The organism is Rhodopseudomonas boonkerdii, assembly GCF_021184025.1.
GTDB classification, from domain to species: domain Bacteria; phylum Pseudomonadota; class Alphaproteobacteria; order Rhizobiales; family Xanthobacteraceae; genus Tardiphaga; species Tardiphaga boonkerdii.
On sequence record NZ_CP036537.1, the window covers coordinates 4,771,351 to 4,795,074 of the forward strand.

The 23,724-nt window shown below is 61.4% G+C and carries 27 protein-coding genes; 9 read left to right on the forward strand and 18 right to left on the reverse strand.

The window, feature by feature from the left end; all coding sequences use genetic code 11:
* Window positions 1–146: 146 nt before the first annotated feature.
* Both E0H22_RS21900 and E0H22_RS21905 read right to left on the reverse strand, forming a co-directional pair.
* Entirely contained in the window at window positions 147–434 is a 288-nt protein-coding gene (locus E0H22_RS21900) for a cupin domain-containing protein (RefSeq protein ID WP_233023073.1), read from the reverse strand.
* A gap of 15 nt (window positions 435–449) precedes the next feature.
* A complete protein-coding gene (locus E0H22_RS21905) occupies window positions 450–1,535 on the reverse strand; it encodes a calcium:cation antiporter (protein WP_233023074.1) in 1,086 nt (361 codons plus the stop codon).
* A gap of 174 nt (window positions 1,536–1,709) precedes the next feature.
* Here E0H22_RS21905 and E0H22_RS21910 point away from each other — a divergent pair, with 174 nt between their 5' ends.
* Entirely contained in the window at window positions 1,710–2,090 is a 381-nt protein-coding gene (locus E0H22_RS21910) for a VOC family protein (RefSeq protein WP_233023075.1), read from the forward strand.
* A gap of 84 nt (window positions 2,091–2,174) precedes the next feature.
* On the opposite strand, the gene E0H22_RS21915 is transcribed toward E0H22_RS21910, so the two are convergent.
* The 10 genes from E0H22_RS21915 to E0H22_RS21960 form a co-directional block, all read right to left on the reverse strand.
* Complete coding sequence (locus tag E0H22_RS21915; RefSeq protein WP_233023076.1) at window positions 2,175–2,981, reverse strand: alpha/beta hydrolase; 807 nt, start codon at window positions 2,979–2,981, stop codon at window positions 2,175–2,177.
* A gap of 28 nt (window positions 2,982–3,009) precedes the next feature.
* Window positions 3,010–4,413, reverse strand: coding sequence for an NAD(P)(+) transhydrogenase (Re/Si-specific) subunit beta (locus E0H22_RS21920; RefSeq protein ID WP_233023077.1), 1,404 nt, complete (start codon window positions 4,411–4,413; stop codon window positions 3,010–3,012).
* A gap of 40 nt (window positions 4,414–4,453) precedes the next feature.
* Window positions 4,454–4,768: a proton-translocating transhydrogenase family protein gene (locus E0H22_RS21925; RefSeq protein WP_233023078.1), complete on the reverse strand. Its 315-nt coding sequence runs from the start codon at window positions 4,766–4,768 to the stop codon at window positions 4,454–4,456.
* 11 nt (window positions 4,769–4,779) lie between these two features.
* Window positions 4,780–5,910, reverse strand: coding sequence for a Re/Si-specific NAD(P)(+) transhydrogenase subunit alpha (locus tag E0H22_RS21930; protein ID WP_233023079.1), 1,131 nt, complete (start codon window positions 5,908–5,910; stop codon window positions 4,780–4,782).
* Between the two features lie 81 nt (window positions 5,911–5,991).
* The gene (locus E0H22_RS21935; protein WP_233023080.1) at window positions 5,992–6,144 is read right to left on the reverse strand and encodes an aa3-type cytochrome c oxidase subunit IV; all 153 of its coding nucleotides are present in this window, start codon (window positions 6,142–6,144) and stop codon (window positions 5,992–5,994) included.
* A gap of 108 nt (window positions 6,145–6,252) precedes the next feature.
* A complete protein-coding gene (locus E0H22_RS21940) occupies window positions 6,253–6,636 on the reverse strand; it encodes a type II toxin-antitoxin system death-on-curing family toxin (RefSeq protein WP_233023081.1) in 384 nt (127 codons plus the stop codon).
* The gene (locus E0H22_RS21945) at window positions 6,633–6,905 is read right to left on the reverse strand and encodes an AbrB/MazE/SpoVT family DNA-binding domain-containing protein (RefSeq protein ID WP_233023082.1); all 273 of its coding nucleotides are present in this window, start codon (window positions 6,903–6,905) and stop codon (window positions 6,633–6,635) included. Before E0H22_RS21945 ends, E0H22_RS21940 begins: the two co-directional genes overlap by 4 nt.
* Window positions 6,906–6,989: 84 nt before the next feature.
* A complete protein-coding gene (locus tag E0H22_RS21950; protein ID WP_233023083.1) occupies window positions 6,990–8,891 on the reverse strand; it encodes a M3 family oligoendopeptidase in 1,902 nt (633 codons plus the stop codon).
* 25 nt (window positions 8,892–8,916) lie between these two features.
* Window positions 8,917–9,345: a hypothetical protein gene (locus E0H22_RS21955; RefSeq protein ID WP_233023084.1), complete on the reverse strand. Its 429-nt coding sequence runs from the start codon at window positions 9,343–9,345 to the stop codon at window positions 8,917–8,919.
* Complete coding sequence (locus E0H22_RS21960) at window positions 9,342–9,641, reverse strand: helix-turn-helix domain-containing protein (protein ID WP_233023085.1); 300 nt, start codon at window positions 9,639–9,641, stop codon at window positions 9,342–9,344. The genes E0H22_RS21955 and E0H22_RS21960 overlap by 4 nt, the downstream gene beginning before the upstream one ends.
* Before the next feature lie 9 nt (window positions 9,642–9,650).
* Between E0H22_RS21960 and E0H22_RS21965 the strand changes: the two genes are divergently transcribed.
* The 4 genes from E0H22_RS21965 (at window position 9,651) to E0H22_RS21980 (ending at window position 15,001) form a co-directional block, all read left to right on the forward strand.
* Window positions 9,651–10,112: a hypothetical protein gene (locus tag E0H22_RS21965; RefSeq protein WP_233023086.1), complete on the forward strand. Its 462-nt coding sequence runs from the start codon at window positions 9,651–9,653 to the stop codon at window positions 10,110–10,112.
* A 118-nt stretch (window positions 10,113–10,230) separates the two neighbouring features.
* Window positions 10,231–10,872: a TerC family protein gene (locus E0H22_RS21970; protein WP_233023087.1), complete on the forward strand. Its 642-nt coding sequence runs from the start codon at window positions 10,231–10,233 to the stop codon at window positions 10,870–10,872.
* Between the two features lie 135 nt (window positions 10,873–11,007).
* Window positions 11,008–12,495, forward strand: coding sequence for a sigma-54-dependent transcriptional regulator (locus E0H22_RS21975; RefSeq protein WP_233023088.1), 1,488 nt, complete (start codon window positions 11,008–11,010; stop codon window positions 12,493–12,495).
* A gap of 325 nt (window positions 12,496–12,820) precedes the next feature.
* On the forward strand, window positions 12,821–15,001 hold the full coding sequence (locus tag E0H22_RS21980) for a L,D-transpeptidase family protein (RefSeq protein ID WP_233023089.1): 2,181 nt from the start codon (window positions 12,821–12,823) through the stop codon (window positions 14,999–15,001).
* A gap of 67 nt (window positions 15,002–15,068) precedes the next feature.
* On the opposite strand, the gene E0H22_RS21985 is transcribed toward E0H22_RS21980, so the two are convergent.
* Window positions 15,069–15,734, reverse strand: a complete 666-nt coding sequence (locus tag E0H22_RS21985) for a glutathione S-transferase family protein (protein WP_233023090.1) — start codon at window positions 15,732–15,734, stop codon at window positions 15,069–15,071.
* Between the two features lie 445 nt (window positions 15,735–16,179).
* On the opposite strand from E0H22_RS21985, the gene mepK reads away from it, so the two are divergent.
* On the forward strand, window positions 16,180–17,799 hold the full coding sequence (gene mepK / locus E0H22_RS21990; RefSeq protein ID WP_233023091.1) for a peptidoglycan L,D-endopeptidase MepK: 1,620 nt from the start codon (window positions 16,180–16,182) through the stop codon (window positions 17,797–17,799).
* 135 nt (window positions 17,800–17,934) lie between these two features.
* On the opposite strand, the gene E0H22_RS21995 is transcribed toward mepK, so the two are convergent.
* Both E0H22_RS21995 and E0H22_RS22000 read right to left on the reverse strand, forming a co-directional pair.
* On the reverse strand, window positions 17,935–18,210 hold the full coding sequence (locus E0H22_RS21995) for a DUF2312 domain-containing protein (RefSeq protein ID WP_233023092.1): 276 nt from the start codon (window positions 18,208–18,210) through the stop codon (window positions 17,935–17,937).
* 191 nt (window positions 18,211–18,401) lie between these two features.
* Window positions 18,402–18,704 (reverse strand): DUF1244 domain-containing protein, encoded by a 303-nt coding sequence (locus tag E0H22_RS22000; RefSeq protein WP_233023093.1) that lies wholly within the window; start codon window positions 18,702–18,704, stop codon window positions 18,402–18,404.
* Window positions 18,705–18,867: 163 nt separating this feature from the next.
* Here E0H22_RS22000 and E0H22_RS22005 point away from each other — a divergent pair, with 163 nt between their 5' ends.
* Together E0H22_RS22005 and pyk are read left to right on the forward strand one after the other, a co-directional pair.
* Window positions 18,868–19,479 (forward strand): DUF1036 domain-containing protein, encoded by a 612-nt coding sequence (locus tag E0H22_RS22005; protein WP_233023094.1) that lies wholly within the window; start codon window positions 18,868–18,870, stop codon window positions 19,477–19,479.
* A gap of 14 nt (window positions 19,480–19,493) precedes the next feature.
* The gene (gene pyk / locus E0H22_RS22010; RefSeq protein WP_233023095.1) at window positions 19,494–20,927 is read left to right on the forward strand and encodes a pyruvate kinase; all 1,434 of its coding nucleotides are present in this window, start codon (window positions 19,494–19,496) and stop codon (window positions 20,925–20,927) included.
* Window positions 20,928–20,974: 47 nt separating this feature from the next.
* On the opposite strand, the gene E0H22_RS22015 is transcribed toward pyk, so the two are convergent.
* From E0H22_RS22015 to E0H22_RS22025, 3 genes are all read right to left on the reverse strand, one after another.
* Entirely contained in the window at window positions 20,975–21,403 is a 429-nt protein-coding gene (locus E0H22_RS22015) for an OsmC family protein (RefSeq protein ID WP_233023096.1), read from the reverse strand.
* A gap of 186 nt (window positions 21,404–21,589) precedes the next feature.
* Entirely contained in the window at window positions 21,590–22,417 is an 828-nt protein-coding gene (locus E0H22_RS22020; protein WP_233023097.1) for a DUF3108 domain-containing protein, read from the reverse strand.
* 160 nt (window positions 22,418–22,577) lie between these two features.
* A complete protein-coding gene (locus E0H22_RS22025; RefSeq protein ID WP_347340807.1) occupies window positions 22,578–23,312 on the reverse strand; it encodes a DUF3750 domain-containing protein in 735 nt (244 codons plus the stop codon).
* Window positions 23,313–23,517: 205 nt separating this feature from the next.
* Here E0H22_RS22025 and E0H22_RS22030 point away from each other — a divergent pair, with 205 nt between their 5' ends.
* Complete coding sequence (locus E0H22_RS22030; protein ID WP_233023098.1) at window positions 23,518–23,700, forward strand: hypothetical protein; 183 nt, start codon at window positions 23,518–23,520, stop codon at window positions 23,698–23,700.
* The last annotated feature ends 24 nt before the right edge of the window (window positions 23,701–23,724 follow it).

A 23,724-nucleotide genomic window follows, 5' to 3' on the forward strand; every position in this document is an offset into this window, starting at 1 on the left:
CTCATTCCCCGCCGTTACATGCTGGAAATTTGAGGCTGATTCAGGGATCAATCGCGACGGATCAAAGGCAAGTTCCCACCCGTCACGCGCGAATGTTTCACAAAATCTCCGGGCGCCCGATACGGGCAGCCCACAGGATGACAAGCCTACTTCTGTTTGATCTCGACTTCCAGAAAAACGATTTCCTTGTCGGTCTCGTTGAGCACGTCATGTTCGACGCCAGCCTTGCGGAAGTAGGATTTGCCGGCGGTGATCGGTGCTTGCGAGCGGCTGCCGTCCGGCGCCACGATGGTCATTACCGAGGTGGTGACCGGTACGATCACATAATCCATGCCATGGGTATGATGACCGGTGGCTGCGCCAGGCGCCAGACGCCATTCGGTGACACGAACTTCGGGCGTATCCTGCTGGACGTCGGATTGGGCAGCGAGCATCGGAAGCTTCCTTGATTACGGTGCAAATACCGTCAGCAAAAATACAGCAAAGACCAGCATGTGCACCATGCCGAACAGGATGTTGGTTACGCCTGTGGCGAATGTCAGCATGCTGATAGCGAATGTCATGATCAGCAGCGTCGTCTCGCTCGGCTGAAGCCCGAGCAGCAACGGTTGACCAAGCAGCGTCGCAACCAGCGCAACGGCCGGGATCGTGAGACTAATGGTCGCCAGAGCCGAGCCCAGCGAGAGATTGATGCTCTTCTGCAGCTTGTTGTGGCGAGCCGCGGAAAACGCAGCGAGGCCTTCGGGCATCAGGACCAGCAGGGCCACGACGATACCAGTGAAAGCCGGCGGGGCACCGATGGCGGCGCCGCCGGCATCGACGACCACCGAGAACGATTTCGCCAACAGCACCACGGTGACCAGCGACACCACAAGCAGAATAGCGTTCATGGTGATCGGATAGGTCGGCGGCGCACCGTCGTCGTCTTCATCATCGCTGATGAAGTAATCCCGGTGCAGCACAGTCTGGGTGTAGAGAAACAGGCCGTAAAGGATCATGGTGACGACGCTGACAAAGGCGAGCTGCAGCGCCGAGAAGAGCGGACCAGGCGTGGTCAGGGTGTAATTCGGCAGGATCAGCGTGATGGTGGAGAGCACGATCAGCACGCTGAGATAGATCTTGGCGCCGGAGACCTGAAACTCCTGTTCGGAATAACGCAACCCACCGGCGAGGATGCAGAGGCCGACCATGCCGTTACAGACGATCATGACCACCGCGAAGACCGTATCGCGCGCCAGCGTTGGTGCCGACTTGTCGCCGATCATGATTGTGGCGATGACAGCCACCTCGATGATGATGACCGAGAGCGTCAGCAGCAGCGTGCCATAGGGTTCGCCGATCTTGTGGGCGATAACCTCCGCGTGGTGCACGGCCGCGAAGACCGTGCCGAACAGGATCGCCAGCAGGACCACCGAGAAGACGAGGCCCGCGGCAGATGGCGTAAAGCCGATCCCCATCCCTGCAGTGACAGCGACGAATGCGACGGCCGATGCCGGAAACATCCATGACGAGCGGGGCACGGGGTGTGCGGACATCGAGCAATAACCTGAAGGATTCGAGAAGCGGGAGGGGCAACATAAGACAACACCTGCCTGGTGTCAGGTTGCAAGGCTGCGGCAAAGCTGCCCCACTCGCCAATCATCCCATGCAATGGGTATAATCCGCTATCACCGTGTGGTGAGCTCGAAGAAGAACAAGGAGGAAACGAGATGTTTTCGCACGTCATGATCGGCACCAACGACCTCGAGGCCGCGAAGTCGTTTTATGACAAGCTGCTCGGCACGCTGGGTATTCCGCCGGCCGTGGTCGACCGGCACCGCATTTTCTATCGCACCAAGACCGGCACCTTCGCAGTGTCGAAACCGATCGACGGCAAAACCGCCACGGCGGCCAATGGCGGCACCATCGGCTTTACCGCCAAATCGACCGATGAAGCCGACGCATGGCACGCCACTGGCGTCGCCAATGGCGCCACCACTTGCGAGGATCCGCCGGGCGTGCGCGACATGGCCGGCATGAAGCTCTATCTCGCTTACCTGCGCGATCCCGACGGCAACAAGCTCTGCGTCATGCACCGCATGGCGTCATAGAACGGAAGAACCACAGCCAAACAGAAACGCCCGGCTTCACAGCCGGGCTTTTCGCAGGACCGGCGGAAGCAGCTCGGAAGGCAGTCAGCCACCGCCAGAGCGAATGAATTTCAGTCCCGTTTCGATAGCGCCGTAGGATGCGAGATCGTCGTGTCCACCTTCCGGAAAACGCACGAACTGCTTCGGCTCAAGGGCCAGATCAAAGAGCCGTTCGCCGAAGCGAACAGGAATGGTCCGATCGCGATCGCCATGCATGATCAGAAGCGGAGCCCCGATCCGCACGACGCGGAGATCAGAGCGAAACTGATCTCGCAGGAGCCAGCGCACCGGCACGTAGCTGAAGTGAAACGCAGCAACGTCCACCATCGACGAGTAAGGCGCTTCCAGAACCAGCTTCTGGATCGCGTTCTCTGCGGCCAGAGCGGTGGCAACGCCGGTTCCCAACGAGAAGTCCCACGGAACGATCTGACCGGCATCGTATCGCGCCTTGGCGAAAGCATAGGCGGCCGCTGCATCCTGAAGCAGCCCCTGCTCGCTCGGTAGGCCGCTTGAACCGGCATACCCGCGATAGGAAACGGCGATCAGTCCGTTGCCATCCGCCGTCAGCTTCTGAAAGCGACCGACCTGGGCCGCCAGGAAATCGCCATTGCCGTGGAAATAGATGATCACAGGTCGCGACAGCTTTGCCGGGACATGCCAGACGATGATGGTCTCGCCGTCCGCCGTCGTCAGCCGATGTTCCTCAGCTTGCGCGAACCCTGCCGCTTCCGGTGAGGTTCGCGTCGTCTGCGGGATTGGGAAGATAAAGTCTCGTTGCCTGAAATACAGCAAGGACAGACTGATGCTGTAACAGACAGCGACCAATACGACGGTCCATATCAGTATCTGCATGGACCGCCGCCGATAGGACACCGAACGATCACATCGCCTTGACGATGTTTTCGGTCACCTTCTTCGCGTCACCCAGCAGCATCATGGTATTGTCGCGATAGAACAGCGGATTGTCGATGCCGGCGTAGCCCGAGGCCAGCGAGCGCTTGATGAACATCACGGTGCCCGCCTTCCAGACCTGCAGCACCGGCATGCCGTAGATCGGCGAGGACTTGTCCTCTTCCGCCGCCGGGTTGGTGACGTCGTTGGCGCCGATGACAAAGGCGATATCGGCCTGGGCGAATTCCGAATTGATGTCCTCGAGTTCGAACACCTCATCGTAGGGCACGTTCGCTTCGGCGAGCAGCACGTTCATGTGGCCGGGCATGCGGCCGGCGACCGGGTGAATGGCGTATTTCACCTCGACGCCTTCCTTCTTCAGCGTGTCAGCCATTTCGCGCAGCGCGTGCTGTGCCTGCGCCACCGCCATGCCGTAGCCGGGCACGATGATGACCTTCTGCGCGTTCTTCATGATGAAGGCCGCATCATCCGCCGAGCCGAGCTTGGCCGGTTTCTGTTCGGCGGAGCCACCGCCGCCGGCTGCGGTCTCGCCGCCGAAACCACCAAGGATGACCGAAATGAAGGAGCGGTTCATCGCGTGGCACATGATGTAGGACAGGATCGCGCCCGACGAACCGACCAGCGCACCGGTGATGATCAGCGCCGAATTGCCCAGCGTGAAGCCGATGCCCGCGGCAGCCCAGCCGGAATAGGAGTTCAGCATCGAGATCACGACCGGCATGTCGGCGCCGCCGATCGGGATGATCAGCAGGGCACCTAGCACCAGCGCGAGGATGGTGATGACCCAGAAATCCACCGCCGAGCCGGAATGCACCAGGCCATAGATGAAGAAGATCAGCGCCAGGCCGAGCACGATATTGATGATGTGGCGTGCCGGCAAAATGATCGGCGCACCGCTCATGCGGCCGGAGAGCTTGGCGAAGGCGATCACCGAGCCGGTGAAGGTCAGCGCGCCAATGGCGACGCCGAGCGACATTTCGACGAGGCTCGCCGACACGATCTTGTTGGTGGCCGGATCGAGAATGCCGAAAGCTTCGGGCGCGTAGAAGGCGCCGGCAGCGACCAACACCGCGGCCATGCCGACCAGCGAGTGGAAAGCGGCGACCAGTTCCGGCATCGAGGTCATCGGCACGCGCTTGGCGATGACGGCGCCGATGCCGCCGCCGATGGCAATGCCGAGGATCACCAGGATCCAACCGATCGCGTCTGCCGGGGGATGCGCGGCCAGAGTGGTGCCAACGGCGATGGCCATGCCGACCATGCCGAAGAAATTGCCCTGGCGGCTCGAAGCCGGGCTCGACAGGCCGCGCAGCGACATGATGAAGAGCACGCCGGCGACCAGATACAGAAGTGCAGACAGATTGGCGTTCATCTCAGTGCCCCGTTGTCATTGTGATCGCGAGATGCGCCGTTCACTTGGATTTCTTCTTGTACATCGCGAGCATGCGCTGGGTGACCAGGAAGCCGCCGAAGATATTCACGCAGGCAAAGATCAGCGCCACGAAGCCGAAGCCGCGGGCGAGCACGCCGCCGCTGCCAGCCAGCTTGACGCCGACCGCGAGGAGCGCGCCGACCACGATCACCGAGGAGATCGCATTGGTCACCGACATCAGCGGCGTATGCAGCGCGGGGGTCACCGACCACACCACGAAATAGCCGACGAACACCGCGAGCACGAAGATCGAGAGCTGAAAGACGAAGGGGGAAACCAGCGAAGCATGTTCCATGGCGGCTCTCCTTAGGCAGTCTTCGGCTGGAAGTTCGGATGGATGACGGCGCCGTCCTTGGTCAGGGCCGTAGCCTTGACCAGTTCGTCGTCCCAGTTCACCGCGAGCGCCTTCGTCTCCTTGTTTACCAAGGTCTCGATGAAGGAGAACAGGTTACGCGCATAGAGGCTCGAGGCCGAGGCGGCGACGCGGCCGGCGACATTGGTAAAGCCGACGATCTTGATGCCGTTCACGTCAGTGACCTCTCCGGCCTTGACGCCCTCGACATTGCCGCCGCGTTCGACGGCCAGATCGACCAGCACCGAACCGGGCTTCATCGACGCGACCATCTCGGCGGTGACCAGACGCGGTGCCGGACGCCCCGGGATCAGCGCCGTGGTGATGATGATGTCCTGCTTCTTGATGTGCTCGGCAGTGAGCGCGGCCTGCTTGGCTTGATATTCCTTGGACATTTCCTTGGCGTAACCGCCGGCGGTCTGCGCGTTCTTGAATTCCTCGTCTTCGACCGCCAGGAACTTGGCGCCGAGGCTTTCGACCTGCTCCTTGGTGGCCGGACGCACATCGGTCGCCGTCACCACGGCGCCGAGGCGGCGCGCGGTGGCGATGGCCTGCAGGCCGGCGACGCCGACCCCCATCACGAACACCTTGGCGGCAGGCACGGTGCCGGCCGCGGTCATCATCATCGGGAAGGCGCGACCGAAATATTCGGCGGCCTCGATGACAGCGCGATAGCCGGCAAGATTGGCTTGGCTGGACAGCACATCCATCACCTGTGCGCGGGTGATGCGCGGCATCAGCTCCATGGCGAAGGCGGCAATGCCGGCATTGGCCATCGTCTTCAGTGCAGCTTCATTGCCATAAGGGTCCATGATCGCGATCACCAGCGCGCCGCGCTTGTAATTCGCAAGTTCAGAGGCTTCCGGCCGTTTCACCTTGATGACGATGTCGGCATCCTTCACCGCGTCGGCGGCAATAGCGGCACCAACGGCGGTGAATTCGGAATCCGGCAGGCCGGATTTGATACCCGCGCCCGGCTCGATCACGACCTCGGCGCCGAGCGCCTTGAACTTCTTCACCGTATCCGGCGACACCGCAACGCGCGGTTCGAGCGGATCGATCTCCTTGGCAACGGCAATCTTCATAGGTCCTCCGGCGGAGCCTTGTCCGCGCGTGAACGATCAGGTCAGGGATGAAAAGCCGCGGCGCTGCGGCAGAAGGCAGGGTCAGGTGAGGAAGATGCCCATCAGCGCCACGATCGCGACAACGGAGATGGTGCCCCATTTCACAAGCATCAGGAAACCTTCATAGGTCTGTTCATGCGCCGGGTAGTCGTTGCCATCCGCCGTGGTGTAGGCAACTTCGCCATGATCAGCCATTCCAGTCTCCCGCGATATTTATGATCTGTTGCCACGGAATTAGCGCAATTGGATTTGAACGGCAACGGCTGTTGGAATGCTGTGCATGCCTTTAAATGATGCAGTGCATTATGCTGGCCAATTATCGCGGATCCAGCAGGCGAGCGATTGTTCGCTCACCTCGCCAGCGGCGAGCGAAAGTATCATTGCCGCGGCCTCCGCCTCCGGCACTATGAAATCGATATCGTTCACGCCCACGAATGTGTAGAGCGCCAGCAGCGAGGTTCGCTTGTTTCCATCCACGAACGGATGATTGCGCGCAATGCCGAAAGCATAAGCAGCGGCTAATTCAGGCAATTCGGCTTGCTCATATGCCCAGCGGTTTCTGGGCCGATCCAACGCCGATTCCAGCATCCCTGCATCGCGAAGACCGGCGGGCCCTCCATAAAGCGCAAGCTGCTCATCATGGATAGCAATGACCATCTGGCTGGTGAGCCAGAATGGCTCACTCATTTGGCGAGCTCAGCCAACGCGTTGTGATACCGCTTCATGCCGCGGCGAGCGACTTCCATCGCCTTTTCGAACTTCGGATCGTAAGGCGTTAGACGGACACCACCTTCCGGCGTCATGGTCGCATATAGCTGATCGCCTACGCTCAAGTTAAGACGAGTCATGACTTCCTTCGGCAAGATGACGCCGGAAGAATTTCCAATCTTCTTGATCTCAACTTTCGCAATGGGCTGAGGACGGGGATCGGCGGCGATCTTGCTCCGCTCGTTCATCGCATTTTGCCTCCGTTGTACAGAATGTATAACACTGAGAATAGCGACTTTCAACCTGTGGCATATGCGTGGGGGAACGCAGAATTACCCCATCGCCTCCAGCTCATCGATCATTCCGGCGATGACCGACAGACCGCCGTCCCAGAAGGTCGGGTCCTTGGCATCGAGGCCGAAGGGCGCGAGCAGTTCGGAATAGTGCTTTGTGCCGCCGGCAGCGAGCATCGCGAGGTAGCGCTCGGCAAAACCTTCCTGCGCGTGCTCGTAGACCGCGTAGAGCGAGTTCACAAGGCAATCCCCGAAGGCATAGGCGTAAACGTAGAACGGCGAATGGATGAAGTGAGGAATGTACATCCAGAAGTTCTCGTAGCCTGGCTTGATCTCGATCGCCGGGCCCAGGCTCTCATTCTGCACGCTCAGCCAGAGCTGGCCAATCCGCTCCGCCGTGAGTTCGCCATTGCGCCGCTCGGTATGAACAGCGCGTTCGAATGAATAGAAGGCGATCTGCCGGACCACCGTGTTGATCATGTCCTCGACCTTGCCGGCGAGCAGCGCCTGACGCTGCTTCGGGCTCTTGGTCTGGGCGAGCAGGCGCCTAAAGGTCAGCATCTCACCGAACACCGACGCCGTCTCCGCAAGCGTCAGCGGCGTCGGCGCCATCAGCGCGCCGTTCTTGGCCGCGAGCACCTGATGCACGCCGTGGCCGAGTTCATGCGCAAGGGTCATCACATCGCGCGGCTTGCCCTGATAATTCATCAGCACGTAGGGATGCGCCGACGGTGTGGTCGGATGCGAGAAGGCGCCCGGCGCCTTGCCCGGCCGCACCGGTGCATCGATCCAGCGATCGGTGAAGAAACGCTTGGCGATGTCAGCCATTTTCGGCGAGAAGGCGCCGTAAGCGGTCAGCACCATGTCCTGTGCATCGGACCACGAGATCGTGCCGGTCGGTGCGAATGGCAAAGGCGCATTGCGATCCCAGTGCGGCAGCTTCTTCTTGCCGAACCACTTTGCCTTCAGCTGATAATAGCGATGCGACAGTTTTGGATAGGCTGCGCGCACCGAAGTGACAAGCGCATCGACAACCTCCCGCTCGACACGGTTGTTGAGATGGCGCGAATCCGCGACATCCTGGAAACCACGCCAGCGGTCGGAAATCTCCTTGTCCTTGGCGAGCGTGTTGGTGATCAGCGCGAAGGTGCGCTCATTCGCCTTGAACGTATTCGCCAGCGCCTGCCCGGCCGCCTTGCGCTTCGCAGCGTCGCGATCCTGCAGGAGGGTCAGCGTCGGCTCGATCGCCAGCTCCTTGCCACCGACCTTGAAACGCAGTCCCGCGATGGTCTGGTCGAACAGACGGTTGAAGGCGCCATAGCCGGTCTGTGACTTTTCGTGAAACAGCTGCTCGACGCGATCTTCGAGCTGATACGGCTTGTCCTTGCGGCTGTCCTCGATCCAAGGACGATAATGGCCGAGCTCCGGCGTCTGCATCGCGCGCTCGATCACCTCATCCTCGATGCGATTCAGTTCGAGCGCAAAGAACAGCAGATGCACCGACGCGGCCGTGATCCGTTCGGAGACATCGCCGTAGAATTTCGAGATGGCGGGATCGACCGTATTGCCTGCATGGATCAGCCCGGCATAGGAGCCGAGGCGGCCGGCGAGATCGTCGATCGCCTCATAGCTGCGGATGGCCTCCGCGAGCCAGGCACCGCCATTCGGCTTCGCGGTCTCGTCCGCCAATTTACCTTTATATGCCACCTCGAAGGCTACGCAGTCCGCATCGATCCTGTCGAGGTCGCGCGCGATCTCGGGAGCCGTGATCGACGTGTACAGATCGGCCAAATTCCATTCCGGTAGTTGACCAGCTTTCGGCTTAGCTGCCGCCTTCGGCGCGGTCTTGCGAAGCGGCTTCTTCACGACTGCAGTATTCCTAGCGGCGGGCTTGCGAGTGGACTTTGCAGAAACAGATTTGGCAGATGCGGATTTCGGCATGGAAACTTTCGGCTAGATGCAGCGGTCACACATAGGCGGCCAATTGCGGGGCGAGATGGACGAGCAGTTCTTCGCCTTCCAGCAAGAGCGGCTCGATCTTGTCGTTGATCATATGGCGAATCGTACACCACACCATGACAATCCGTGCGACAAGCGGCCATCGCGTCTTCCGCAAGGCGCTGCGGGCATGGATCGCCACCAGCGGCAGGCTGCGATGCTCGAACAGCAGGGTGCCCTGACCATCCTCCAACACGTAAAGCCCGCCGATCCGCGATACGCATAATGTGCAAGCCTGATCAGGTCCGAGCAGGTAGAACTGCGCATCGCCGTTCTCGGTGAGGCCAGTGTCCCAGCCCGCCCCGCGGCGGCCGATATCGAGGGTTTCGCCGAGGGTGCGAAGCTCCGTGTTGCTCCAGGCGCCAAGCTGCGGCTTCCGAAATGCAATCACATTCATTTGGATGCTCCGAACAACAGCCGGTGCAATTCCGGCTCGTAATAGACCAGCAGATGTTTGGCGAAATCCGCCGGGTCGAGCTTCAGGGCGAGCGCCCACGCTTCCAGGGTTTCGGTCGGCACCCGGCTGAAGCCGTTCTCAACCTGCGAAATGAACGTGTAGTATTTGAGGCCCAGCTGGGCGGCGAGATCGACTTGCGATAATCCCGCTTCAGTCCGCCGCGCCTTAAGCCAGTTGCCGGCTTCCTTTCGCAGCGCACGCGTATCCGGCCCTGCCTTACCCGGCTCTCCCCGCACCAAAGCTTCTTGATCTTTTCCAAGTTTCATGTTTACGAAACTATTCAGAATGAATTGCTCGAACTGACGACTATTCGTAGCAGCTTTGAGGTTGCGCGAAAACGTTGCAGGCTCAGTGAAACGGTCATGGCGTTTACCGATCGCAGCAGCTTCACAGAGCGGAATGATGCGCCCGCGCGGCCTGGCGGGGTCAAGGAGCTGTTTGCCGCAAGCCTCCTGATAACCCTGGCCGCTGCCCTCGCCTTGCGCGCTTTTGTCTCGCTCGACGCACTGGCGCCAATTGTCGCGACTTTGCTATTCGCACTCGCAGCATCGATCGCCGGCAGCGCGCTGCTTCCGCGCAACCGCGGACGCCGCGCAACCTGGCTCGATGTCGCCGGCGTTCTGACCTTTATCGGCGTCGGCATTTCGATCGTGATCGACCCGGACCAGATGGTCCGCTTGGTCACGCTGTCGGATCAACCTGACTAAGAGATTGGATTAACCCGCGGGATTGTCCCGCATTGAAGAAACGTCCTGGACCGGGCCCCTCTGGCAGCTCCCAAAAGCTGTGATGTCGGACTGGACGTTCATACACAGAGAGGCCCGTATGTCGGAACTGTTCACGCCCGAAGCCCTATCCGCATTGCTCCAGGTCATCATGATCGACCTGGTCCTCGCCGGTGACAACGCTATTGTCATCGGCCTCGCCGCTGCCGGCCTGCCAAAAGAGCAGCGCGCCAAGGCGATCCTGATCGGCATTGTCGCCGCTACCCTGCTCCGTATCGGTTTTGCCAGCATCACTGTCCAGTTGCTGCAGATCATCGGCCTGCTCCTGGCTGGCGGCGTGTTGCTGCTGTGGGTCTGCTGGAAAATGTGGCGCGAACTGCGTGCCGGCCACGAGCACGATCTCGACGAAATCGAGAAGATGAACGCCGAAGACGCCCCCACCGGCCCGCGCAAGACCATGGGGCAGGCGATCTGGCAGATCACCCTTGCCGACGTCTCGATGTCGCTGGACAACGTGCTGGCCGTGGCCGGCGCTGCCCGCGAGCATCCGACCATTCTGATCTTCGGGCTGGTATTGTCGATCGCGCTGATGGGTCTCGCCGCCAGCTTCATCGCAAAACTGCTGCAAAAGCATCGCTGGATCGCCTATGTCGGCCTGGCCATCATCCTCTATGTAGCCGGTGACATGATCTATCGCGGCGGCCTTGAGGTTTGGCCCTACGCGACGGCCTACCTCAAGTAAGAGTTCGACCGTAGGACGGGTTACGGCTTCGCCTCACCCGCCCTACGGTCATGCATTATCAAAACATTAAATCTTGCTCGCCATCGTGGTTCAATTCGGGACACTCCATTCTTGGAGTGCCCGCCCGGAGCGAGCATGGCAGAACGAATTCTTATCGCCGATGACGATGCCGTCCAGCGTCGCCTTGTCGAAAACATGGTGCAGCGCTGCGGCTACGAAGCGATCGTGGTCGAGAGCGGCGATGCCGCGATGGCACGCCTGATCGACCCGGAAGCTCCCGCCATCGACGCCTTGCTGCTCGATCTGGCGATGCCCGGCCTTGACGGCATGGGCGTGCTCGAGCGCATCCGCGACGCCGGCCTCAATATTCCCGTCATCGTCCAGACCGCCCATGGCGGCATCGACAACGTCGTCTCGGCGATGCGCGCCGGTGCCCATGACTTCGTCGTCAAGCCCGTCAGCGCCGAACGCCTGCAGGTGTCGCTGCGCAACGCGCTCAACACCAGCGCGCTGAAGGGCGAATTGCAGCGCATCCGCCATAGCCGCGAAGGCAAGCTCACTTTCGCCGATATCGTCACGCGCAGCGCTGCGATGGAGAATGTCCTGCGCTCCGCGCGCAAGGCAGCATCGTCGTCCATCCCCGTACTGATCGAAGGCGAGTCCGGTGTCGGCAAGGAAGTCATCGCACGCGCCATCCACGGCTCCGGCGAGCGTAGCAGCAAGCCGTTCGTCGCCGTGAATTGCGGCGCCATTCCCGACAATCTCGTGGAGTCGATCCTGTTCGGCCACGAAAAGGGCGCCTTCACCGGCGCCACCGAGCGCCATGCCGGCAAATTCGTCGAGGCTTCCGGTGGCACGTTGTTCCTGGATGAAGTCGGCGAACTCCCCCTCAGCGCGCAGGTGAAGCTGCTGCGCGCATTGCAGGAAGGGGCCGTGGAAGCCGTCGGCGGCCGTCGCCCGGTCAAGGTCGATGTCCGTATCATCTCCGCAACCAACCGATCACTGCTCGATCTCGTCAAAGCCGGGCATTTCCGTGAGGATCTGTTCTACCGCCTGCATGTGCTGCCCCTGACGGTGCCACCGTTGCGGGCGCGTCGCGAGGACATCCCGCACCTGCTGAGGCATTTCCTCGCCCGGTTCTGCGCCGAGGAGAACCGCCCGATCACCAGCATTTCCGGCGAGGCCATGTCGGTACTGACCCGGCTGGACTGGCCTGGCAACATCCGACAGCTCGAAAATGCGGTATACCGCGCCGTGGTCATGAGCGAAGGCGACCAGCTGGGACCAGCGGATTTTCCGCTGGCCGCGGCGCAAATGCCGTTTATTGCCTTCCCCGCCGGTGCACCGCTGATTGTAGAGCCTGCCTATCACGCCACCGCGCCGAACATGGTACCGGATGCGGCACCCATACTGACCGCTGCGGGCACCCTGAGCATGCTTGCCACAGACAATGAAGTCCGCCCGCTGGAAGAACTCGAATCCGAGATCATCCGCTTTGCCATTTCCCATTACCGCGGCCAGATGTCCGAAGTCGCGCGCCGCCTGAAAATCGGCCGCTCGACGCTTTACCGGAAACTCGACGAGGCTGCAGACAAGAATCCGGCCTCGACCGATGAGGCATAGCTCGGTTCGACGAGACCCAGCCAAGTCTCGATTTGTGGCTCCGCACGCAACGAACATGCCCTTGTTGTGGCAGGGGAACTTGAACCGTTGCGGTGTTGTTACACACGAAGTGAAAAGCAGCTGTCGGCAAAGGCTGCGACATTGCAAACCATGTGGGTTAGCGTCAGTTTGCTCTGAAACGGCCCGCTGGGTGGTGGCACCTGGATCGGGCCGATGTATCGTCTGCGTAGTGAATCGCGACATACGAACGCTTCAATCGAAGCTTTGATGTGAGACTGTGACTGTTCCAAGCGAACCGGAGCAGGTTCACTCGAGAGGAACGAGAATGCGAGACTTCAACAAGAGCTGTTCTGGATTCGACCGCGTGCTCATGGCCGTGGCTGCTACGTTCCTGACGGTCTCGGCCGGCGCTGCCACAGCACAACCGAGCGTCTCGCCGCGCGACGGCGTTTCCGAGCTCGCCATCGATGCGGCCGTGCCGCGCCCCGAGCCTGCCAACGTCCCACCACCCACCGCGAGCGATATCAAGGCCGAGACCAACGTCGACACCACCGCTTCGGTCCCCGATGCGAGCAAGGCATCGGAGAAGACGATCGGTACGACATCGGTTGACGCGCCTAAGGCTGCCGAGACACCGAAGGCGGCAGAAGACATCGAACCTGCCGACACCGCGATTGCTCCCGCCGCACCGGCGCCTGCAGCTGCTCCGGCGGCCACCGCCGTTGCTCCGGCGACGCCCGCTGCGGAGCCACCGAAGGACGTCGCCAAGGATATTGCGAAGCCTGCCTCGACCGTCGCCGTCGCCGACCAGGCGGTCGCTGACAAGCTGCGCGAGATGCTCGGCAACAAGGCATCGCGTCAGTTCGATCGCAAAGGCGAGCGCGCTGCCGTCGAGAAGTTCTATACCGCACGGGACTTCGCACCGCTCTGGACCCAGGGCGGCCTCGCCACTGCTACCGCCAAGGGGGTGATCGCCCGCCTGAAAGATGCCGGCAGCGAAGGACTCGACACCGCGGATTATCCGGTGCCGGATTTCATTGCAGCAAGCACGCCCGAGGCGCAGGCCGAGGCCGAGCTGAAGCTGACCGCCAGCATGCTCGACTACGCCCGCCAGGCCCAGAGTGGCCGCATGCACTGGTCGCAGATCGACGGCGACATCATGTATCCCGAGCATCCGACCGACCCGGCCGAAGTGCTCTCCCATGTCTCGACCGCCAAGGACGCATCGGCTGCGCTCGCCAGCTACAATCCCCAGCATGAAGGTTACAAGAGGCTGAAGGCCAAGCTCGCTGAGCTGCGTGGCGAGGCCGAGATGCCGGCGCAGCCAATCGCAGAAGGGCCGGCGCTGAGGTTCACCAAGGCGACGAAGAAGAATCCGAATCCGGCTGTGGTGGAAGACGATCGGGTGCCACAGATACGCGCCCGTCTCCACCTCGGCAACGCCAGCGACACCAGATACGACGCAGAAGTGGCGGAGGCCGTTCGCAAATTCCAGGCAACCAGCAACATGAAGGTCACCGGTGTTCTGGATGACGCCACCGTGCGCGCCATCAATGCGCCGAAACGCGATCGCCAGATCGACACGCTGCTGGTGAACCTGGAGCGTTGGCGCTGGCTGCCCCGCCAGCTCGGCGCCGCATCGCTCGGCGATGCCTATGTGATGCTGAACATCCCCGACTACACGCTGAAGGTGATGCAGAATGGCGCGCAGGTCTGGACCACCCGCGTCGTCGTCGGCAAGGCCGGCAAGCATGCGACGCCGCTGATGACCGAGACGATGAAGTACATCACGGTCAACCCGACCTGGAACGTGCCGCCATCGATCATCTACAACGAATATCTGCCGGCCCTGCAACAGGACCCAACGGTGCTTGATCGCATGGGCCTGAAACTGACGCGCAATGCCGACGGCAGCATCCACGTGTCGCAGCCGCCGGGCGAAGCCAATGCGCTCGGGCGGATCCGCTTCAACTTCCCGAACAAGTTCCTCGTCTACCAGCACGACACGCCGGACAAGAACCTGTTCTCGCATGAGGCGCGCGCCTACAGCCACGGCTGCATGCGCGTGCAGAACCCGGACCAATACGCTGCGACACTGCTCAACATCACCATGCCGAACGAGCGTTACACACCGGAGAAGGTGCGCGGCATGTATGGCCGCAGCGAGATCGATCTGAAATTCCCGACGCCGATCCCGGTCAACATCACCTACCAGACTGCCTTCGTGGACGATGCCGGCAAGCTGCAGATGCGTAAGGACGTTTATGGCCGCGATGCGCAGATGCTGAACATCCTGAAGAATGCGAAGGGCAAGGATCTGGAGCAGGTGGTCGCCCGCGCCCAGCCGAGCTATACGCGCCCGCGCGCCAATATCCCGCAAGGCGTCGCTTTCAACGACGGCGCTCGTAACAACGAGCCCAACTTCTTCGAGCGCCTGTTCGGTGGCGGCTTCGCCCAGCCGCAACCTGCACCCGGACCGCGAGGACGTCGCACCGAAATCCGGTAAGCGCTACGATCCGAACGCAAGACCATCAAGGGCTCCATCTTCGGATGGAGCCCTTTTTGTAGCTTTCTTAGCTGATTTCCTTTGCCCGGCGCGCGGAGGCCAGAAAGACCGCGTATTGATCGTCGAAAGCGCGCCTGAAAGCGGGCCGCGCCTCACCGCGGGCGACATAAGCGACGAGATTGGGATGCTCTTCGAGCAGTCCTGAGCCGCTCGATCTGCGCAGCACGCCGATCATCATGAGGTCACCGGCGCTGAAGGTCAGCCCTAGCCATTCTGCTTCACCGAGCGCGCGAGAGAGGTCCGTCAGGCGATTGCGGATTCGCTCTTCGAGGCAAGGCTGGCGCGCTTCGAACCAGGGCCGATCGCTTTCGACAAGGATCGCCGCATCGCGCTCGACGATCGGCGGCTCAATCGTGCTGAGTGCCGCGAACATCCACATGATCGCACGAGCCCGTGCAGCCGGATCCTCCGGCAACAGGCCCGCGTGGTGTTCCGCGATCTGCAGCACGATGGCGCCTGACTCGAAGAGCGTCAGATCGCCGTCCTCATAGCTGGGAATTTGCCCGAAGGGCTGCAGCGCGCGATGCGTAGCCCCCTTCATCTCGGCGAATGTCACGAGACGAACATCGTAAGGCTGGCCGACCTCTTCGAGCGCCCAGCGAACCTGCATGTCCCGCGCCAGCCCCTGACCGCCATCGGGGGATTCCCGGAAGGCCGTGATTATAGGCTTCATGACGAATCTCCTTGCGACGAAGTGGCGACGGATGGTCGCTGGTCGCGCTTTCTCAAGGACGAAAGGGCCGCGCGCTTCTCGACGCAGCCATCCTGTTTTTCTGGTACCCCACAGAGGCAAACCGGATCGGTAGTAGGGCAACCGCCCGACTCGCGCGGCACCAGCCCCCCGCAAGAGAGAAAGACAATTATTTTCAGATACTTATATATAGAACACCCGACCGCTTTGCGGTGTTATCCGGTTGCAAGATTAACCATTGTCCACCTGCAAGGTGGCAGCGGGCTAGTTTTCGCCATAGTCAACGCGTTAAGCTTGACAGTGGCAGAAATGCCAACTTGGGGGGAGCGGCGTAAACCTCGGTTAACCCTCCCGTTTTAACTCTGGATTCACCCTCTTTCGCCACATGGGGTCGCGAGAGAGTTGAGTAACTTGGGTGGGCTCCGACGTGCCGGCTGGTTTCGCACGCAAAGTGAAATGGCGTCCTTCGCGCGCCGGTTTAAATGCCGGTTTGGCCTCGCTGGTGCTGATGGCCAGCGCGAGTTCGGTCCATAATGCGACTGCCGATGGCGAGACCCGCACCCTTTCCTTCCACCACACCCATTCCGGCGAAGACCTCACGGTCACCTTCAAGCGCAACGGGCGCTATGACGAAGAGGGACTGAAAAAACTCAATTACTTCCTGCGCGACTGGCGCAATCACGACCAGACCACGATGGACAGGCGCCTGTTCGATATCGTTTGGGAAGTCTATCGCGACGTCGATGGCAAGGCGCCGATCCAGATCATCTCTGCCTATCGCTCGCCCGCCACCAACGCCATGCTGCGCCGTCGCTCTTCCGGCGTCGCGCGCCACAGCCAGCACATGCTCGGCCATGCGATGGATTTCTTCATTCCCGGCGTGCAGCTGGAAAAGATCCGCATCGCCGGCCTGCGTCTGCAGCGCGGCGGCGTCGGTTTCTATCCGACCTCCGGCTCGCCCTTCGTACATCTCGACACCGGCAGTATCCGTCACTGGCCGCGTATGACCTATGCACAGCTCGAGCGCGTCTTCCCGAATGGCCGCACCGTGCATCTACCGTCCAGCGGGGGCACCATGCCCGGCTATCAGCTCGCCCTTGCTGACATCCAGAAGCGCGGCTCCGGCGATAGCGTGAGCCTTGCCAGCAGCAAGCCTGGCAACCTGCTGGCTTCGCTGTTCGGACGCAAGTCGGCTGACGACGAGGATGAATCCGCGGCCCCCGCCATCGCAGCTGGCAAGCCGACGCCCGCGGCCAGCGTTGTCGCCACTGCCGCGCCGGAGAAATCCGCCGAACCGGTTCCAATGCCGCGCGCCAAACCGCCTGCCGCCAACGTCCAGCTCGCATCGGCTGACACCGAAACCATCCCGCTGCCGCGACCGAAACAGCAGATGGCTGCTGCCACGCCGGCGCCAAAGAACGATGGCCGCCCGCAGACACCGGCCGATATCATCAACGCCCGCGGCTTCTGGGATGACATCCCCGAACCGAAGCAGGCCACGCCGCAGCAGGTCGCTGCCCTCACCGCTCGCCAAGCGCTCGATCGCATCGCCGAGCAGGAACAGGGCATGACCAACGTCTCGGCCTTCGCCAAGGCGCTGGCCTATGCCGGACCGAGTAATTCGCCGGTGGATCGCTCGCACGTGGTCGCCGCCAGCGCCCCGATCCCGCGCAGCATTCGCCCTGCCTCGCCGAACAGGAATTCGATGGTCGTGAATGAAGTAACGACGGTGATCGGCAAGAGTCTCGGTCAGGCCGGTCCGGTCACGATGGCGACACGCCTCGCTGCAGCCTACATTCCCGAAAATCACATCTGGACCCGCGCGATGATCGTGGCGCCGAGCGTGACGACAACGATGTCGGTCTCGGCGATCGGCGACGGAGATCTGACCGTACTGCGCGCACATTTCGCCAAGCCGCAGAGGGTCGTGGCGATGAGCTTCTCCGACGATCCTCAGAACGGTCTCGTGAGCGATCAGTTCACCGGCTCGGCAACAGCGAAGCTGATGACGACGAGCTTCGCGATGCGGACCGCGGCGCTGCGCTGATACGTGCTGCCTGTCATCACCTGCGAAAGCGGGTGATCCAGTACACGGCAGCCTTCGTGATGAAATCGAAATTTGTCTGTTTACTAGATCCCCCGCTTTCGCGGGGGATGACAGTTATCGAATGAAGCGGACGCCTCACAGCATTCCGAGCGCCTGCAAATAGGTCTCCAGAATCGTTTCCTGCTCGGCACGCTCGTTCGCATCCTGCTTGCGGAGGCGGATGATGGTGCGCAGCGCCTTCACGTCGTAGCCGTTGCCTTTGGCTTCGCCATAAACGTCCTTGATGTCGTCGGAAATGGTCTTCTTCTCTTCCTCGAGACGCTCGATACGCTCGACGATGGCTTTCAGCTGTTCCTTGGCGAAAGAATGCGTCGCCTGATCGTCCAGCACGGACGCAGCATTGGTGGCCATCGGAAACTCCTGAACTGATGTGGTGTGATGTGGGTGGCGAGAGGCGCCGGTTATGGGCGCTAGTCTCTTAAAAACTTGTCTCTAATTCGACACTCGCGACCATCGCCGATGGGGTCAAGCCGCGAGCCGCATCATCCACAGCGCCCCCACAGAATTGATCGCGCGAGGGCTGCAAAAGGGGTGAATTCCGGTCAATGTCCTGGGTGCACCTTCTTCATGGCTTCGAGCTTTTCCGGCGTCGCTTCGCTCTGGTGCAGCGCCTTCCAGGTCTCGTAGGGCATGCCATAAACCGCCTCACGGCTCTCGTCCTTGCTCAACGCCACGCCGCGCTCGTCCGCCGCATCTTTCAACCAATTGGACAGGCAATTGCGGCAGAAGCCGGCGAGGTTCATCAGATCGATATTCTGCACATCGGTGCGGCCCTGCAGATGCGCCACCAACCGACGAAAAACCGCGGCTTCGAGTTCGGTCTGCGTCTTTTCGCCAATCGCCATGTCTCGTCTCACTCAAAGCGTCCAGTAAAGGCATAAGATGGGTTCTTTACCAGATTTCGCCATAACGCGGTGCAAATGGCCAGTGCTGCCAAATCGGCCCTGCCGTTGACAGGCCAGTCCGGTCACGCGAAACCGTCAAGGAACTGATATATATCGACGCCGAATGATCATCGCGAATCCCCACAGCCCATCCCACGCCCGTTCATGGGCCAGCCTGCTGCCAATTCTGGCCGTTGCGCTGGCATGCATCTGGGCGACACCTGCGGCAGCGGATTTCAGGCTTTGCAACAACACGTCGAGCCGGGTCGGCATCGCCCTCGGCTACAAGGATGTCGATGGCTGGACAACCGAGGGCTGGTGGAACGTGTCCTCACGCGCCTGCGAGACCCTGCTGCGTGGAACCCTGGTTGCCCGGTATTATTATATCTATGCCATCGACTACGACCGTGGCGGTGAATGGTCGGGTCAGGCTTTCATGTGCTCGCGTGACAAGGAATTCACCATCAAGGGGACAGAGAATTGCCTGGCGCGCGGCTTCGACCGGACAGGTTTCTTCGAGGTCGATACCGGTGAACAGCGCGCCTGGACGGTGCAACTGACCGAAACCAACGAACAACCACCCAAACTGCCGGGTATGCCCGGCCCCGGTCCTGGCGGACCGCCTCCGGGTGCACCCGGCGCGGGCTTCCCTGCGCTGCCGACCAATCCGGGCAATCCACCTGCGGGATCGCCGCCGGCCATGACGCCGGCAGCGCCCCCCGGCACCAAGCAATAGATCGGGCCGAGACAATGAGACGACAGCGCCGCATCAAGATTCTGGCCACGCTCGGCCCTGCCTCCTCCGACAGCGCGATGATCCGCAAGCTGTTCGAGGCTGGCGCCGACGTGTTCCGCATCAATATGAGCCACACGCCGCACGACAAAATGCGCGAACTGGTGAAGACCATCCGTAATGTCGAAAGCAGCTATGGCCGCCCGATCGGTATTCTGGTTGACCTGCAAGGCCCGAAGCTGCGCGTCGGCGCTTTCGCCGAAGGCGGCGTCCAGCTCAAGAACGGCGAGGCCTTCACGCTCGATTCCAATCCGGCTCCTGGTGACGTCACCCGCGTGCACCTGCCGCATCCGGAAATCCTTGCAGCGCTCCGCCCCGGCCACGCGCTGCTGATCGACGACGGCAAGCTGAAGCTGATCGCCGAGGAGACCTCTTCGGATCGCGCGGTAACGCGCGTCGTCGTCGGCGGCCGCATTTCCGACCGCAAGGGCGTCAGCCTGCCCGATACCGACCTGCCCGTCTCGGCGATGACGCCAAAGGATCGCAGCGATCTGGAAGCTGCGCTCGAAACCGGCATCGATTGGGTCGCTCTGTCCTTTGTGCAGCGCGCTGAGGACGTGCATGAGGCCAAGCGTCTGGTGCGCGGCCGTGCCGCCATCATGTCGAAGATCGAGAAGCCTCAGGCGATCGATCGCCTCGATGCCATTCTTGAGGCGTCCGATGCGCTGATGGTGGCGCGCGGCGATCTTGGCGTCGAACTGCCACTGGAGCGCGTCCCCAGCCTGCAGAAGCGCATGACCCGCATGGCACGCCGCGCCGGCAAGCCGGTGGTGGTGGCGACGCAGATGCTGGAATCGATGATCCAGAGCCCGGTGCCGACCCGCGCCGAAGTCTCCGACGTCGCCACAGCGATCTATGAAGGCGCCGATGCTGTGATGCTCTCGGCGGAATCCGCAGCCGGCAAATTCCCGGTGGAAGCTGTCTCGACCATGAACCGCATCGGCGAAGAGGTCGAACGCGATCCGACCTACCGAAATGTGCTCACGGCGCAGCGGCCCGGCCCGGAATCGACCGTCGGCGACGCCATTGCCGACGCCGCCCGGCAGATCGCCGAGACGTTGGAGCTGTCGGCGATCATCTGCTGGACCAGCTCGGGCTCGACCGCCATGCGCGTCGCCCGCGAGCGACCGAAGCCGCCGATCGTCGCCATCACGCCGAACCTCGCCGGCGGCCGCAAGCTTTCTGTGGCCTGGGGCGTACATTGCGTCGTGGCGGAGGATGCTAAGGACCAGGACGACATGGTCGACCGCGCCTGCCGCATCGCGTTCCGCGATGGCTTTGCGAAGGCGGGCCAGCGCGTGATCGTGGTGGCCGGCGTGCCACTCGGTACACCGGGCGCGACGAACATGCTGCGCATCGCCTATGTCGGACCGAACGATACGGGCGAGTAGTTGATTTTAACCTCTCCCCGCCCTTTGCGGGGAGAGGTTAGGAGGCCTCAGCCTTCCAGCTTGGCGTCCAGTGTAATCTCTGCCTTCAGCAGCTTCGACACCGGACAGCCGGCCTTTGCCTTCGCCGTACAGTCGTCGAACTTCGCCTTGTCCGCGCCTGGGATTCTCGCCGACAGCGTCAGATGCACCTTGGTGATGGCAAAGCCTTCGCCTTGCTTCTCCAGTGTCACATCCGCCTTGGTCTCCATATGCTCGGCCTTCATGCCGGCCTCGCCGAGGATCAGCGACAGCGCCATGGTGAAGCACGCCGCGTGCGCCGCGCCGATCAGCTCCTCCGGATTGGAGCCGGGCTTGCCCTCGAAGCGGCTGGCAAAACCATAGGGATAATTCGCGAGCGCACCGCTCTTGGTGGAGATCTCTCCCTTGCCGTCCTTAATGCCGCCCTGCCATTTGGCCGATCCGAATGTCGTGGTCATGCACAGCTCCTCGATTTGGATTGAAGTGGTCGAACGAACTCTAGCGCAATGCCGCCACCAGTTTTGTGTCAGCAGCCAGGATGATGCGTCCGATCTCATTGATGACAAGCACCAGCGTGGCGTTTGGCGCCATCACCAACGCTCGACAGCGGGATTGGTTACATCTGGCCCACCGAACGGCGCTCGTCACTTGAGGTTGACCACCTCGCCGTCGATACGCGCTTCGACCAGCTCGATTCTCGCCGTTCCCAGTTGCAGTGGTACCACGGCATGAACGAGGATCTCGAAGGGCCCCTGTCCGGCCGACGCCGACGACACCCTGATCTGCTGATTGTTGCGCATGAAATTGACATAGGAAGCGTCGGCGAGGTGCCCGGCGACGGGGTTGTAACGAACCGCGCAGAGGCTGGCTTGCCCGCGATACCTACCCGTTCGCGTCGCCTGCATATGCAGGAAGGAGGTTGAGACATCGGCGCGAACGCTGCCGCCATGAATGCGCAATGCGTCGCCGCATGTCGTTGCGGGCTTCGGATCTCCCGACGTCATCGCCGCCACGAGGGCGCTCAATGGATCAACGACATTCTGTCCGTGTTCCGCTGAAATCGGAACACGTTCGGCGAGATCCTTCAACGGCGGCTCGATGGCAACCGTTGCAACATTGCCCGATTTGAAGTTCACCTCCTGTCGGTGCGTCTCCTTCGCAGCGCGCGATGAATAGACATATCGTTCAGGGTACACTTCGCCGTTCCGATACTTTCCCCTCGACTGCATTTCGAAGGAAAGGCCGGACGCCATGGACGCCACGCCACTGACGTCTCCGCCGAGGCGCGCTTCATAACGGTCTTGCACGAGATCGACAGTCAGGCCGATCGTCGCCACCGGCAGACCGAGATAATAGGCCTTGTAACTCGCCCGGAGTTGCGTCGCGGCTGCAGGCGAGAGCGCCGCCACAATCACGTGTGCCAGACCCAATACGCCCGCCGAAACCGCGCCATGCAGCACATTTCGTTTCATCGTTCATCCCCATCGGCCGAAAACCTGCGGACAGCGCCCCATCGCTTTCGTGGCCGTCCGGTAATGCGACGCAACGCTTGAGCAAATGTGTGGCGGCTATGCTTCACCAGAGCGCCTGAGTTGATTGGTCGCACTCACACGCCTCGGCGCGCCGACCGTTTCACACGCTCATACCGAGCCGACCGATTGCCGGCAGCTTGATAGCGGGACGGCGGATATCGAAACCGAGAACAATGCCGAGGACGTTGAGTTCGACACCTTCAATCCAGCCCACCGTCAAACCGAGGTAGCCGCCCAGCGTCGCACGCACGCCAGTTCCAGACGGAGTCCAGCCGAATGCTCCGCCTTCATAGGGAAAATCCTTGCCAATCGCGGTTGGCGGCAAAGTCACTTGAAGTTCCGGCACGGCGGCAAGCACTGCAGCAACGAACGTATTCGAGTTCGGCCCCGGCCACGCCCGATAATCACCGTAACTGCGCCAGGAATAGCCGGCGATGGCGGCCTTGATCCTCGGGATCATCTCTTCAGCGCTTGCGCCATCGGCCGACGCGATCGCCATCGGCTCTTCGCCAAACCAGCGGCCATCGGCGGCAAAGCCATTAAGGCGGATTGGATCGCCCCAGGCGGTATAATCATAGCGGGTATAGGTCTTTGCGCCCGCTTCCTTGAACACAATCCAACTATGCACAGCGAAAATGCCACGCCAGCGAACGGTGCGCGCGGCAAAAACGCGAACCAGCGCTCCGGGATGTTCTGCCGCCGGCGGCAACAGACCGGCACTTGAGCGATCGGCGCCTTGCCAGTTCACAGAACGATCGCCTGTCCAATATTTCACCGCCGAGATTCCGATCGGCACGACGAACAATGTGAGCAGGACCAGAATGATTTTTCTCACCGAAACGATCCAGAGGCGGGAATAAAGCGAAGATATAGGTGTGGATATGGACCTTGCGCGGGATTTCGCTACATGGCTCGCTGCCGGAAATTCCGAGTGCTGTCCACGCTATCCACAGGGACGATGCGCGATCGAGCAGGTTATTGCCATGATCGCGAGGTGAAGTGCCGTCATGATCGCAAATGATCGAAAGCGGAGATTCAAAATGACGCCCGATCTGATCGAAACAGATATCGACGAAATCATATCGACCTGTAACGGAGACCTGCGCGGCGCGGTAAAAGCCCTGCTGCTGGTCAACGAACAGCTCGAAGCTGAATTGCAGCAACTATATGCGGCATCCATTAGGGGTGGTGCGATCCGCCCAGGAACCAGCGCGCTGCATTAGTTCGCGCTGCATACCCTCGATGGC